This is a genomic window from Nocardia goodfellowii (assembly GCF_017875645.1).
Classification (GTDB): domain Bacteria; phylum Actinomycetota; class Actinomycetes; order Mycobacteriales; family Mycobacteriaceae; genus Nocardia; species Nocardia goodfellowii.
Genome location: NZ_JAGGMR010000001.1, coordinates 6,897,257 through 6,909,719, shown reverse-complemented (window position 1 = coordinate 6,909,719; position 12,463 = coordinate 6,897,257). Strand labels below are relative to the sequence as shown.

Below are 12,463 nucleotides of genomic sequence, written 5' to 3'. Positions count from 1 at the left end.
GGAGGGTCGAAGGCATGGGAAACGCGAAGAAGTTCATCGACTCCGATGCCGGTGTGGTCTTCCGCCTCGGCGAAGCCGGGTACGACGAGGAGATCGCCGGTTTTCAGACCGCCTACACGCATCGGCCCGCCGTCGTGGTCGCCGCCCGGCACGCCGAGGATGTCCGGGCCGCGGTGGAATACGCCGCGCGGCACGGACTTCCGGTCGCGGTGCAGGCCACGGGGCACGGGCTGTCCGTGCCGGCCGACGGCGGCGGCGTGCTGATCAGCACCCGCCGGATGACCGAGATCCGCATCGATCCCAAGGCCGGAACCGCGCGCGTCGCCGCGGGAGTGCGGGCCGGTGCACTGATCCGCGCCGCCGCCGAACACGGGTTCGCGCCGTTGAACGGGTCCTCGCCGACGGTCGGCATCGTCGGCTACAGCCTTGGTGGCGGGATCGGTTTGCTGGCAAGGGAATTCGGCTACGCCGCCGACCACGTCCGGCGCATCGAACTGGTCACCGCGGACGGCCGCATGCGCACGCTGACACCCGGTGACGAACTCTTCGGCGCGGTCCTGGGCAGCGGCGGCAATTTCGGTGTGGTGACGGCGCTGGAATTGGACCTGGTGCCGGTCACCACGGTCTACGGCGGCCAACTGATGTTCGACACACCCCTGGTGGAACCCGCGCTGCGGGCATGGCGGGAGTGGACGGCGTCGGTGCCCGAGGAGCTGACCTCGACCATCGCGATGCTCGCCCTACCCGATGTCCCGCAGGTGCCGGAACCGATGCGGGGCCGGTTCGTGGCCTCGATCCGCTTGGCGTACAGCGGTTCCCGCGAAGACGGCGAGCGGTTGGCCGCCCCGCTCCGCGCGGTAGGTGAGCGCTTGCGGGACGACCTGCGCGAGCTGCCGTACACCGAATCGCACACCATCCACAGCGATCCGGATCACCCGCACGGCTACGCGGCCACCAACGCGATGCTCGGTAAATTGACGGACGACACGTTGTCCGCGCTGCTCTCCGTGGCCGGGCCGACCGGCCCGGTGCGGGCGGTGCTGGATATCCGGCACCTGGGTGGCGCCCTCGGCAAACCCAGCCCCAACGGCGCCGTGGTGGACCACCGCGAGGCTGCCTACGTGGTGCGGGCGATCGCTATGAGCGACGGCACCGCGTCGCCGGAGAGCCTCGCCGCGATCCGTACGGCGTTGGCGCCGTGGACGATCGGGCACAGCCTCAATTTCCTCTACGGAGCCGCCGCGGCCGCCGGCGAAGCTCAGACCCGCGCCGGGTACGCGCCGGAAACCTACGTGCGGCTGGCCGAATTGAAGCGGAAGTACGACCCGGACAACCTCTTCCGCTTCAATCGCAACATCCCGCCGGCCTGACCCGCGTTTCACCGCCGCCGGGTGAGGACGACTCGGTCGATCAGCCGCTCGGTTTCCCCGGGCGGCGTGAAGAAGATCTCCATGACCGTGCGGTCGGGCGACTCCAGCTCGATCAGCGTCCGCATCGGGATCGTCGCCCCGGGGTGCCCGGCGATCCCCGGATCGGTGAAGTCGCCCGTCATGGTGATCTCGCCCGAACCGGCACTGGCTTTCGCGCCCCGATAGCTCATCATCATCGGCGTCACGCTGTCCACCGTCGTCCATTCGTACCGGTCGTCGGTGGGGGAGTAGCCGAGCAGGCCGAGCCGGTAATAGGGCCGGTCGCCGTGCGTACCCGCCACTTCCTCCTGCAGGAAGTTGTTGCCGGTCTCGCTGATCCAGCGCCAGCGCGACACGAGATCGCGCGCTACCAGTGGTTTGTCCGGGGTTCCGCCCGCCACGAAGGTCTGCTTGTCGGCGGTCCATTCACCGACGAGTCGATCGAGCCTGGCGTGGCCCGGAAACTGATGTGCGGGTTCGCTTGCCGGCGGTGGCGCCGGTGCCGGTGCGGCGGAGCTGGTTTCGGCGCCGCATGCCGTCCCCAGGAGCGCGACGGTCACCAGTGCGACCGGCAGAAGCCTGCGAAACTTAGTGGGTATCACGTGTATTCCTGCTGTTCGATCGGCCGCGAGGCGGGGCTGTGCATCGATTCGGGCGGTAGCGACGGTCGCCGGGCCGCGTCACTGCTGGTCGAAACCCGTTGCGCGCGCGACTTTCTCCCACTCGGCCAACTCGCCGCGGACGGAGTCGAGGTGGCCCAGAACGGCGTCGACCGAGTCGTCGCCGAGCGGCAACCGCAACGGCGTGTTCTCGGCGTCGAGCGCGGTCCGGATCGCCGCCGCGGCCTTGGCCGGATCGCCGGGCTGAGTGCCGTCGCCGCCCCGCACCATCCGCCGGGTTGCGCCCGCGGTCGCGTCGTAAGCGGGAATCTCGTCGCTGAAGTACGCCGCCCCCGGGCCGAACAGGCCGGTCCGGAACGCCCCCGGCTCGACCACCAGTACCTTGATGCCGAACGGCCGCACCTCCTCGGCGAGCGCCTCCGAGAGCCCCTCCAGCGCGAATTTCGTCGCACTGTAAGCGCCGAAGCCCGCGAAGGACAGCTGCCCGCCGACGCTGCTCATCATGACGATCGCGCCGCCGCGCTGTTTCCGCATGTGCGGCAGTACCGCCTTGGTCAACGCGGCGGGGCCGAACAGGTGCAGGTCGAACAGCTGACGCAGTTCGGCCTCGGTGGTTTCCTCGATCGCGCCCACCTGGGTCCGGCCCGCGTTGTTGACCAGCACGTCGATCCGGCCGTGCCGGGCGACGACATCGGCGACCACCTCCTCGATCCGCGCGGTGTCGGTGACGTCCAGGCTGATCGCCTCGATCTGATCCGGGTGGGCGGTGACCAGATCGTCGAGCGCGGCGGCGCGCCGCGCCACCGCGATGACGGTGTCGCCCGCGTCGATCGCGTCCTGTGCGATCGCCCGGCCGAAACCGCTGCTCGCACCGGTCACCAGCCAGATCTTGGGGATGCTCATCAGGTTCTCCTCGCTTGTCGCCGCTACGTGGATCAGCATCGCTGTTGAAAACGGTTGTCGTCCAATACCTCCTGTGATAACCATTGGTTATGGACGTGCACGGCCGGGATCTGCGCTATTTCGTCGCGGTCGCCGAACAGTTGAACTTCACGCGCGCCGCCGAACGGCTGTACATCTCCCAGCCGGCCCTGAGCAAGCAGCTTCGCGTGCTCGAAAAGCATTTGGGCGCCGAGCTTTTCGTGCGTGATGGCCGCTCGGTCCAGTTGACCGCCGTGGGTGCGGCGTTGCTGCCGCACGCGCGCCGGGTGCTCGCGGAGTGGGCGGCAGCGCATTCGGCGGTGGAGACCGCGAAGGTAGCGCAGGAAGCCACGCTCACGATCGGCATCAGCACCAGTCCCGGCCGCGGCCTGCTGCCCGCGGTGCGGTCGCGCTTCGCGGCGGCCTTTCCGGCGGCCAAAACGGTTCTGCGCCAAGTCAGCTGGCTCGACCCCACGGCGGGCCTCGCCGACGCGAGCGCCGATGTCGCGTTCGTCTGGCTGCCGTTCGCGGACAGCGAGCGGTACCACTGGATCGTGGTGGCGCGCGAACCCCGCCTGGTGGCCCTGCCGGAAACCCATCGGCTCGCCGGGCAGGAGATCGTCGACTTCGCCGACCTGCTCGACGAACCGTTCCTCGCCGCGCCCGAAGCGGCGGGCGTGCTCCGGGACTACTGGCTGGCTCTGGACGCCCGCGCGGGCCGCCCGCCGATCATCGGCGGCGTGGTGTCGAGTACCGAGGAAACCTACGAGGCCGTTCTCAACGGCGACGGGGTCGTCCTGCTCGCGCGCGGCAACGCGCCGTTGGTCGCGCACGACGGCGTCGTGGTCCGCGAAGTCCGGGGCGTCAGCCCGAGCGAACTCGCTCTCGCCTGGCGTCGCGACGACACTCGTCCGCTGGTGCGCGGCTATATCGAGGCCTGCCGGCTGGCCACCGCCGGTCGGGGCCGGTCCGGTCGCGATTACCGGCGGGGAGTCGCTGACTCGGGGGCATAGCGGCGGTACGGTGAGAACACAGGCGGAGTTGCACGTCCGATTCGCGCGGCACTGCCCCCGAGACGGAGAGGGGTGTGCACTCATGGATGAGTCACCGGGCGGCCGGTCCGGCTCTCCGGACAGGCACGACCGCTTCGCCGAATCGGATTTCGGGCGTGTGCCGGAAACGTCGCTGTTCATCGGGATCAGCACGCTGTGCGCCGCCGCGGTGCGGTTGACCGGCGCGGACGGTGCCGCGGTCGCGGTGCTGACAGCCGACACCAGCACCCGTGAGCTGGTTTACGCCACCGACCCGGTGGCGCAGCAGATCGACGAGTTGCAGTTCGTCATCGGGGAGGGGCCGTGCCTGGCCGCCTACCGCGACAACCACGAGGAGCTGTGGCCGGAGCTCGACGCCGGTCCCGCGGCGGAGCGCTGGCCCGCCTTCACACCGGAAATCCTGGCCCTCGGTGTTCGGGCGGCGTTCGCCTTCCCGGTCCCCGGCGCCCGCCGCCCCATCGGCGTGCTGGAGTTGTACCGGAAGACGATCGGTGTGCTCACCGCGGAGGCTCGGCATTCGGCGGCCGGGTGCGCGTTCGCGATCGGAAAGGCTCTGCAGACCAACTGGCACGAGCGGGTGCTGGCCGCGGGCGGCGTCGAATCCGCGGTGGCGCTTTCGGAATTGCGGGAGCCGGGCTTCGAAGAGCCCGGATCGTTCTCCCGCTCCGAGGTGTATGTCGCTTCGGGCATGGTGGCTGTGCAACTCGGCGTCTCGGCCGAAGAGGGGCTGGACCGGTTGCGGGCCTACTCCTATGCGCAGGGTCGTTCGATCGTCGAGGTAGCGGCGGATATTGTCGCTCGGCGATTGTCCTTGCGAGACCAGCGCGACAGCATCGAGGGGCACGGATGACCAACACCGCACTGACCCGGATCGCGGTCGCGGAGCTGACCGCGACCCTGACGACCGATTTCGATGTGCTCACGATGCTGCAGTCGGTCGCCCGGCACGCCCGTGCGGGATTCGAGGCGTACTCGGCGGTCGTGGTGTTGCTCGATCGGCGCGGCGCCGGCGAACCGGCGGTCCATCTCGTCGCGGAGTCCGTGCGCGGGGGCGGTCCGGCCGACCCGCTGCTGCACAGCACCGGACCCGGTCCGAGTAGTGCCCGCGACGGCGCGGTGACCATGATCGGCGACATCGCGGCCGAGGAGAACCCCCGCTGGACGCGGTACCGGCAGCGGGCGCTGGCGGCGGGGTTGCACGGCGTCCGAGCGTTCCCGGTGCAGGCCTTCGATACGCCGCTGGGTTCGCTGGTGGTGCACACCGAGGAGCCGTGGGGAGACTTGCGGCCCAACGATTTCGGGCAGATCCTCGCCGACTTGGCGGCGGTGGCGCTGTCCTCGGGGGCGGCTGAGAGCCGCCGGGCCGGCGCCGCCGAAACCATGGCCGCCGTCCTCGGGGGCACCACCGTGGTCTCGATCGCGGTCGGCATCCTGGCGGAATACTTCGAGTCCGATATCGAGCAGGCGCGGGAACGTTTGCTCCGGCTGGCCCGCGCGCACGGCCGCACACCCATCGCGCACGCACGCGAAATCATTGCCGCGCAACGTACTTCGCCGAGGGATCCGGCGACATCCGGCGCCCTGCACGAACCGCCGGACCTGGCCCCGCCGCGGCACATCTGAAAGTCGAAGGCTGTTTTCGAGGAGCGGAGCTGTGCTATCTTCGTGATATCACTTTGATACTCGGAGGATGTCATGAAGCTCAGGTCCGCATTCCACGTCAACGGCTTTCTGGTGCTGTTGGGCTGGTTGGTGCTCACCCTCTTCTTCGGCGGTGTGGCCGTGTTCGGGTTCATCGCCGCCGGGGACGGGAACCCGCCCGCGCTCATCGCGGCGATCGCGGCCTGCGTCGTGGTCGCGGTGCTGTTGCTGCTCGCTACCGGCCTCACCATCGTGAATCCGAACGAAGCCAAGGTGGTGCAGTTCTTCGGCCGCTACATCGGCTCGATCAGCGAACCCGGCTTCTACTCCACCGTCCCGCTCACCGATCGCAAGAGCATCACGCTGCGCGTGCGTAACTTCGAGACCCAGAAGCTGAAGGTCAACGACGCCGACGGCAATCCCGTCGAGATCGCCGCCGTGGTCGTCTACCGCGTCTTCGACAGCTTCAAGGCCGCGTTCGCGGTCGACGACTACGAGGAGTACGTCGAGACCCAGTCCGAGGCCGCCGTGCGTCACCTCGCCACCACGCATCCCTACGACGCGCACGACGACGCCCGCACCAGCCTGCGCGACGGCGCGGAGGTCGCCGAGGAACTCACCGTCGAACTGCGTGACCGCACCGAACTGGCCGGCATCGAGGTCCTGGAAGCGCGCATCACCCACCTCGCCTACGCGCCGGAGATCGCCCAGGCCATGCTGGTCCGTCAGCAGGCCAACCAGGTGGTCGCCGCTCGTGCTCGTATCGTCGAGGGCGCTGTCGGCATGGTCGGCCTCGCCCTCGATCGGCTCGCCGAGCAGGGCCTGGTCGAACTCGACGAAGAGCGAAAGGCGGCCATGGTGTCCAACCTGCTGGTGGTGCTGTGCAGCGACCGAGCCACCCAGCCTGTCGTCAATACCGGCACCCTCTACAACTAAGAGGCCGGCTGATGCCCGCCGAACGCAAGAAGCTGTTGCTGCGGCTCGACCCGGCCGTTCACGAAGCCCTGGCCAAGTGGGCGGCCGACGACCTCCGCAGCATCAACGCCCAAATCGAATACGCCCTGCGCCTAGCCCTGAAACAGGCCGGGCGCGGACCGAAATCCGAACGATGAAGTTGCCCGGCGGCCGTGCTCAGGCCGCCGGTTTCTCGGTGACGAAGATGGCGGTGCCGGGGAAGAGTTCGCCGCGCAGCGGACTCCACTGACCCCACTCCCGCTCGAGCCACTCCGGCCAGTCGGGTTCGATGATGTCGGTGACCGTCAGCCCCGCCGCGACGATCTCGCGGACGCGGTCGCCGATGGTGCGGTGGTGCTCGACGTAGGTGGGTTCGCCGTCCGCGTCGACCTCTACATAAGGGCTGCGGTCGAAATAGGGGATGGTCGCGGTGAGGCCCGCGGAGCCGGGATCGTCGGGGAAGATCCAGCGGATCGGATGATTGACGGAGAACACCCAGCGGCCGCCGGGGCGCAGCACGCGAGCGACCTCGCGCATCACCTGCGCGGAGTCGGCGACGAAGGGGACCGCGCCGAAGGCGGAACAGGCCAGATCGAAGGACTCGCCCGCGAAAGGCAGCGCCTCGGCCCCCGCCTGCACCAGCGGGACGCGGGGCCCGCCCGCCGCCATGGCGGCCACACCGCGCCCGAGCATCTTGGCCGAGAGATCCAGTCCGACGGGGTAGGCGCCCTGACCGGCCAGCCACCGCGAACACGGCGCCGAGCCGCAGCCGATTTCCAGGATTCGCTTGCCCGCGATCTCGCCGAGCAACCGCATGTCCCCCTCGTGTAACCCCTCCGGGCACCAGACGAACTCGCCGCCGGGGGAGTCGACGCCGAGGAAGTCGGCGTGGGTCTGGTGGTACTGGTCGGCGTCGGCGTCCCACCATCGGCGGCTGGCCCGCTGACTGTCGGCCGAGCCGATTCGGGTACGCGTGGTTCCGGTGGTTCCTAGCAGTGCGTTTGCTTGCGCATGGCGATCTTCCGACACGCCGTCACCATATCGCGGTGTGGCGCGGGCGCCGGTTTGCCCGCGCCCATCAAGGTCGCGTACGCTGAACGTCGCGAGTGCCTTGTGTCTTGCTGTGTGCCAGTCCGGAAGTAACGATCCACCGACGGTTACAGAGTACTGAGTAACAGAGCGCCCGTGCTGAGTTTCACGAGTGGGGTTTGCGGTACGTTCCTTTGTGTCCGTCGTCGCATCGTCGCGGTGAGAACGCAGCGTACCGAAAGTTCCAATGTCCGCAACCGACCACAATCCGTCCGGAGCAAACCGACATATGCCCACCACCGTCACCTCGCCGCAGGTAGCCGTCAATGACATCGGCTCTGCCGAGGATTTCCTCGCCGCCATCGACGCCACGATCAAGTACTTCAACGACGGCGACATCGTCGAAGGAACCATCGTCAAGGTCGACCGCGACGAGGTCCTGCTCGACATCGGTTACAAGACCGAAGGCGTCATCCCCTCCCGCGAGCTCTCCATCAAGCACGATGTCGACCCCAACGAGGTCGTTTCCGTGGGCGATGAGGTCGAGGCGCTTGTTCTCACCAAGGAGGACAAGGAAGGCCGCCTGATTCTGTCGAAGAAGCGGGCGCAGTACGAGCGTGCGTGGGGCACCATCGAGGAGCTCAAGGAGAAGGACGAGGCCGTCAAGGGCACCGTCATCGAGGTCGTCAAGGGCGGCCTGATCCTGGACATCGGCCTGCGTGGCTTCCTCCCGGCCTCCCTCGTCGAGATGCGTCGTGTCCGCGACCTCCAGCCGTACGTCGGCAAGGAGATCGAGGCCAAGATCATCGAGCTGGACAAGAACCGCAACAACGTGGTCCTGTCCCGCCGTGCGTGGCTCGAGCAGACCCAGTCCGAGGTCCGCAGCGAGTTCCTGCACCAGCTGCAGAAGGGCCAGGTCCGCAAGGGTGTGGTCTCCTCGATCGTCAACTTCGGTGCCTTCGTGGACCTGGGCGGCGTCGACGGCCTGGTGCACGTCTCCGAGCTGTCCTGGAAGCACATCGACCACCCGTCCGAGGTCGTCGAGGTCGGCACCGAGGTCACCGTCGAGGTCCTCGACGTCGACCTGGACCGCGAGCGTGTCTCCCTGTCGCTCAAGGCGACTCAGGAAGATCCGTGGCGTCAGTTCGCCCGCACCCACGCGATCGGCCAGATCGTCCCGGGCAAGGTCACCAAGCTGGTTCCGTTCGGTGCGTTCGTGCGTGTCGAAGAGGGCATCGAGGGCCTGGTGCACATCTCCGAGCTGGCCGAGCGCCACGTGGAGGTCCCGGACCAGGTTGTCGCCGTCGGCGACGACGCGATGGTCAAGGTCATCGACATCGACCTGGAGCGTCGCCGGATCTCGCTGTCGCTGAAGCAGGCGAACGAGGATTACCACGCCGAGTTCGACCCGTCGAAGTACGGCATGGCCGACAGCTACGACGAGCAGGGCAACTACATCTTCCCCGAGGGCTTCGATCCCGACACCAACGAGTGGCTCGAGGGCTTCGACAAGCAGCGCGAAGAGTGGGAAGGCCGCTACGCCGAGGCCGAGCGTCGCCACAAGATGCACACCGCTCAGATGGAGAAGATGGCGGCCGACGCCGCCGCCGAGGCTGCCAACGGCACCGCCGCGGGCAACTACTCCTCCGAGAGCGGTTCGCAGGCTGCTTCCTCTTCGTCCAGCTCCACCGAGTCGGCCGGCGGTTCGCTGGCCAGCGACGCGCAGCTGGCGGCACTGCGGGAGAAGCTCTCCGGCAACGCCTGAGTTCAGTAAGTAATAACCCGAAGGCCCCGATCCGAATGGATCGGGGCCTTCGGGCGTTTGTGGGTCCTCAGGCTGCCGCCACGGTGAACCGCCGTTGGATGAACCGGTTCTGCTCGGCCTCGTCGACCAATGCGACCGCGAGATCCTCCGCCGAGATATCCGCTTCGCCCGGCAGCATCTGATCACCGCCGAGGCGGTATCGCCCGGTGCGCGTGCCCGGGTCGATCCGTCCCGCGGACGGGCTGAGGTACGTCCAGTTGCGGTTGGACAGACGGTAGACGTTCAGCGCGTCGCGCAGCGCGAGCACCACCGTGCGATATTCGGCGGGCACACCGAGCACTTCGGTGAGCAGCTGGGTGAATTCCGCTCCCGTGTCAACCAATTGGCGGCCAGGCGCGATCTCCAGGCTGCCGCCGCCACCGACGGCGATGAGCCGGATTTCGGGATGGTGTTCCAGTGCGCCGACCATGGCCCGCGCACCGACGACAAAATTTTCGGCCTTGGCGATGGTGTCCTCGATGCCGTGGCCCGCGTTGACAGCGCTGATCACCACATCCAGTCCAGTGATGGCGGCGGTGATGCTGTCGGTGTCGAGCCAATCCGCCACCTGCCAGGTGACGGCTTCGGTAGCGGCGGCCGGGAACCGGGCCGAATCGCGAGCGAACGCGGTGACCCGATGCCCGCGGCGCTGTGCCTCAGCAACGACCCGGGTGCCGATGACACCCGTCGCGCCGAATACTCCGATCTTCATGAAATCTCCTAGTACTGCATGCTGTTCATTTACTACACGGCGTTCAGTATTTGCAAGGCTGATACTAGCGAAACGCTGTAGAGTGTCAACCGTGGTGCAGAGTCGACGGGAACGTCTCCGGGTCGAAGCGACGGCCGAGATCAAGGCGATCGCCCTGCGCCTGCTTGCCGAAAGCGGGCCCGACGCAATCACTTTGCGTGCGATCGCGCGCGAAATGGGCATGACCGCCGGCGCGCTCTACGGCTACTTCGCCACCCGCGATGATCTGATCACCACTCTCATCTCGGACGTCTACACCGCCTTGGTGGAGCGCGTGGAGGCCGCGCGCGACGCCATCCCCGCGGCTGATCCGGCGGCCCGCGTCATCGCGTGGGGCACCACGGTGCGCGAGTGGGCCATCGAGAACCCGGCCGGCTTCCGCCTGATCTACGGCGACCCGGTCCTCGGCTATCAGCCGCCGCCCGGCGGCCCGGCCCGCGCGGCGGAGATGCGTGCCTGCAACGGCCTGGTCGGCTTGGCGGCCGCGGCGTGGCCCCGCGCCGCGAAGTTCCAGACCATCGGCGACGCCGAGTGGTCCGACTTCGATCAGGGCCTGGCCGACCATGTGCGCCAAGAGTTTCCGGATCTGCCACCGGCTGGTCTCGCGCTCGCTCTGCGCATGTGGGGCCGCATGCACGGACTCGTCGCCCTGGAGATCTACGGCCACCTGCGCCCGCAATCGCAGGACCCGGCCAAGCTCTTCCACGCCGAGATGCTGGACCTGGTGCGCTCGCTGGGGCTCTGATCCGTACGGCGAAGCGGTGAAATCCGCTGGGGCATGGGCTGTTTGCCGGGTAGTGTGCCGCCATGGGGAGCAATCCGGGCAAGAATACGTATCTCGACCAGGTGGTGGCGCAGTCCGCGGCGCTCGAAGATGATCTGCGCACGCGCAAGCCCGCGGCCGCGGCCGCGCCGATGGCCGCGCCGGGCGGGCCCGCACCGCGCGGGGCGCTGGCCAAGCGGGCCGATCGGGTGGTGGCCACGCCGCCGGGTGCGGGCACCGGTCCGGTGGAGGTGCGGGTGACCGGCTTCTGGCGGTGGCGCACGGTGCTGGTGCCGCCGAATGCCTTTGTGGTGCATACCCGCCGGGGTCGCAGCGAGCCGATGCATATCGGGCTGGGAGTGTCGTTCGGGTTCAATCCGGCCACCGATTCGTACCTGGTGGTCCCGGGTGCGATGCAGACCATCCTGATCAACGCCTACTGCATCTGCAGTGAGCTGCAAGGGGTGTTGGTGCAGGGGTACGTGCAATGGATCATCGAGGATTTCGGCACCGCGTACCGCAAGCTGGATTTCTCCGACCCGGAAGATCCCATGCGGCTGGTCAATATTCAGCTGCGCGAGCAGGCCGAGGCCGCGATCAAGGACAAGGTGTCCACGATGGGGGTGCGCGACGTCCTCAGCGACAAGCAGCCCATCATCGAGGAGCTCACCGCGCGGCTGCGCGCTGTCGCCGAGGGCTCCGCGGAGACGTCGGGCACCGGGCACGGCGACCGGGGTCTGGGGTTGCGGATCGTCACCGTGCAGATCAAGGAGGCGGTGGTCAGCTCGTCCACGTTGTGGGAGAACCTGCAGAAGCCGTACCGCAGCGAGCAGAACCAGGTCGCCCGGCTCGCCGAACTCGCCGCGCAAGAAGTCATTTCGGCGCGCGAAACGGCCGCGAATCGGACCGCCGAGGAGCGGCGCATCGAGAACGAACGCGAGCTCGCCGAGCTCCGTGCGCGCAACGAGGCCGCCCGGTTCGACCGCGAGACCGTCGAACAGTTGCGCCGGACCACCCGCGAACACGACGATCAGCGCGCGATCGCCGACCTCGCGCAGGAGACGGCGCTGCACGCGCTGCGCCTGGAGCGTGAACAGCACGACCAGAAAGTCGAAAATCTGCGGCGGCGATTGGAACTGCAGAGTCAGGAGCTCGACGGCAAGCTCGCCGGTGCCGCGGCCGAATCGCAGGCCCGGCACAACGCGGAACTGCTCGCCCTGGAGCGGGAACGGGTCCGGGTGGACACCGCGAACACGCAGAACGCGGCCAACCTCCAGGCGCGACTCGTCGACGGGCTCCCGGACATCGTCGCGAAGCTGCCCAAGCCCGCGGAACTGAAGTCCTATCAAATCGGCGGGGACTTCTCGACGGTGTCCGCGCTGCTCACCCAGATCGGCGCTGTCGTCGAATCATGGTCGGCGGCAAAGGGTTCGGAGCCCAACGGAACGAACACATCGGCCGGGTAGCCATGGTGCGGCATATGCCGTAGATCACGATGGTACTGACAATCATTGTCAGT

13 protein-coding genes are annotated in these 12,463 nt (G+C 68.1%); 9 read left to right on the top strand and 4 right to left on the bottom strand.

Going from position 1 to position 12,463, the window contains the following annotated elements; all coding sequences use genetic code 11:
• The first annotated feature begins 14 nt into the window (after positions 1–14).
• Complete coding sequence (locus BJ987_RS32025; RefSeq protein ID WP_209896787.1) at positions 15–1,370, top strand: FAD-binding oxidoreductase; 1,356 nt, start codon at positions 15–17, stop codon at positions 1,368–1,370.
• 8 nt (positions 1,371–1,378) lie between these two features.
• Here BJ987_RS32025 and BJ987_RS32020 read toward each other — a convergent pair whose 3' ends face one another.
• Positions 1,379–1,969, bottom strand: coding sequence for a DUF1579 family protein (locus BJ987_RS32020; RefSeq protein ID WP_209896786.1), 591 nt, complete (start codon positions 1,967–1,969; stop codon positions 1,379–1,381).
• A gap of 120 nt (positions 1,970–2,089) precedes the next feature.
• Complete coding sequence (locus BJ987_RS32015) at positions 2,090–2,932, bottom strand: oxidoreductase (RefSeq protein WP_209896785.1); 843 nt, start codon at positions 2,930–2,932, stop codon at positions 2,090–2,092.
• Positions 2,933–3,021: 89 nt separating this feature from the next.
• Here BJ987_RS32015 and BJ987_RS32010 point away from each other — a divergent pair, with 89 nt between their 5' ends.
• The 5 genes from BJ987_RS32010 to BJ987_RS31990 all read left to right on the top strand — a co-directional run bounded on the left by BJ987_RS32010 (position 3,022) and on the right by BJ987_RS31990 (position 6,755).
• Positions 3,022–3,963 carry a LysR family transcriptional regulator gene (locus BJ987_RS32010; RefSeq protein WP_209896784.1) on the top strand — a complete coding sequence of 314 codons (942 nt, stop codon included), beginning with the start codon at positions 3,022–3,024 and terminating at the stop codon, positions 3,961–3,963.
• A gap of 82 nt (positions 3,964–4,045) precedes the next feature.
• Positions 4,046–4,852, top strand: a complete 807-nt coding sequence (locus BJ987_RS32005; RefSeq protein WP_209896783.1) for a GAF and ANTAR domain-containing protein — start codon at positions 4,046–4,048, stop codon at positions 4,850–4,852.
• The gene (locus tag BJ987_RS32000) at positions 4,849–5,625 is read left to right on the top strand and encodes a GAF domain-containing protein (protein ID WP_209896782.1); all 777 of its coding nucleotides are present in this window, start codon (positions 4,849–4,851) and stop codon (positions 5,623–5,625) included. Before BJ987_RS32005 ends, BJ987_RS32000 begins: the two co-directional genes overlap by 4 nt.
• Before the next feature lie 72 nt (positions 5,626–5,697).
• A complete protein-coding gene (locus BJ987_RS31995) occupies positions 5,698–6,579 on the top strand; it encodes an SPFH domain-containing protein (RefSeq protein WP_209896781.1) in 882 nt (293 codons plus the stop codon).
• Positions 6,580–6,590: 11 nt separating this feature from the next.
• Positions 6,591–6,755 carry a type II toxin-antitoxin system antitoxin gene (locus BJ987_RS31990; RefSeq protein WP_209896780.1) on the top strand — a complete coding sequence of 55 codons (165 nt, stop codon included), beginning with the start codon at positions 6,591–6,593 and terminating at the stop codon, positions 6,753–6,755.
• A gap of 19 nt (positions 6,756–6,774) precedes the next feature.
• On the opposite strand, the gene BJ987_RS31985 is transcribed toward BJ987_RS31990, so the two are convergent.
• Positions 6,775–7,626, bottom strand: coding sequence for a class I SAM-dependent methyltransferase (locus tag BJ987_RS31985; RefSeq protein ID WP_209896779.1), 852 nt, complete (start codon positions 7,624–7,626; stop codon positions 6,775–6,777).
• A 289-nt stretch (positions 7,627–7,915) separates the two neighbouring features.
• Between BJ987_RS31985 and rpsA the strand changes: the two genes are divergently transcribed.
• Positions 7,916–9,391, top strand: coding sequence for a 30S ribosomal protein S1 (gene rpsA / locus BJ987_RS31980; protein WP_209896778.1), 1,476 nt, complete (start codon positions 7,916–7,918; stop codon positions 9,389–9,391).
• Positions 9,392–9,458: 67 nt separating this feature from the next.
• Here rpsA and BJ987_RS31975 read toward each other — a convergent pair whose 3' ends face one another.
• A complete protein-coding gene (locus tag BJ987_RS31975; RefSeq protein ID WP_209896777.1) occupies positions 9,459–10,142 on the bottom strand; it encodes an NAD(P)-dependent oxidoreductase in 684 nt (227 codons plus the stop codon).
• 91 nt (positions 10,143–10,233) lie between these two features.
• On the opposite strand from BJ987_RS31975, the gene BJ987_RS31970 reads away from it, so the two are divergent.
• Positions 10,234–10,926, top strand: coding sequence for a TetR/AcrR family transcriptional regulator (locus BJ987_RS31970; protein WP_307869825.1), 693 nt, complete (start codon positions 10,234–10,236; stop codon positions 10,924–10,926).
• Between the two features lie 62 nt (positions 10,927–10,988).
• The gene (locus BJ987_RS31965; protein ID WP_209896775.1) at positions 10,989–12,410 is read left to right on the top strand and encodes an SPFH domain-containing protein; all 1,422 of its coding nucleotides are present in this window, start codon (positions 10,989–10,991) and stop codon (positions 12,408–12,410) included.
• The last annotated feature ends 53 nt before the right edge of the window (positions 12,411–12,463 follow it).

Bases quoted from the DNA above. Each gene is read 5' to 3' on its own strand.
- BJ987_RS32025 (WP_209896787.1), top strand. From the start codon at position 15: ATGGGAAACGCGAAGAAGTTCATCGACTCCGATGCCGGTGTGGTCTTC.
- BJ987_RS31965 (WP_209896775.1), top strand. From the start codon at position 10,989: ATGGGGAGCAATCCGGGCAAGAATACGTATCTCGACCAGGTGGTGGCG.
- rpsA (WP_209896778.1), top strand. From the start codon at position 7,916: ATGCCCACCACCGTCACCTCGCCGCAGGTAGCCGTCAATGACATCGGC.
- BJ987_RS32010 (WP_209896784.1), top strand. From the start codon at position 3,022: ATGGACGTGCACGGCCGGGATCTGCGCTATTTCGTCGCGGTCGCCGAA.
- BJ987_RS32005 (WP_209896783.1), top strand. From the start codon at position 4,046: ATGGATGAGTCACCGGGCGGCCGGTCCGGCTCTCCGGACAGGCACGAC.
- BJ987_RS31990 (WP_209896780.1), top strand. From the start codon at position 6,591: ATGCCCGCCGAACGCAAGAAGCTGTTGCTGCGGCTCGACCCGGCCGTT.
- BJ987_RS31995 (WP_209896781.1), top strand. From the start codon at position 5,698: ATGAAGCTCAGGTCCGCATTCCACGTCAACGGCTTTCTGGTGCTGTTG.
- BJ987_RS32000 (WP_209896782.1), top strand. From the start codon at position 4,849: ATGACCAACACCGCACTGACCCGGATCGCGGTCGCGGAGCTGACCGCG.
- BJ987_RS31975 (WP_209896777.1), bottom strand. From the start codon at position 10,142: ATGAAGATCGGAGTATTCGGCGCGACGGGTGTCATCGGCACCCGGGTC.
- BJ987_RS32015 (WP_209896785.1), bottom strand. From the start codon at position 2,932: ATGAGCATCCCCAAGATCTGGCTGGTGACCGGTGCGAGCAGCGGTTTC.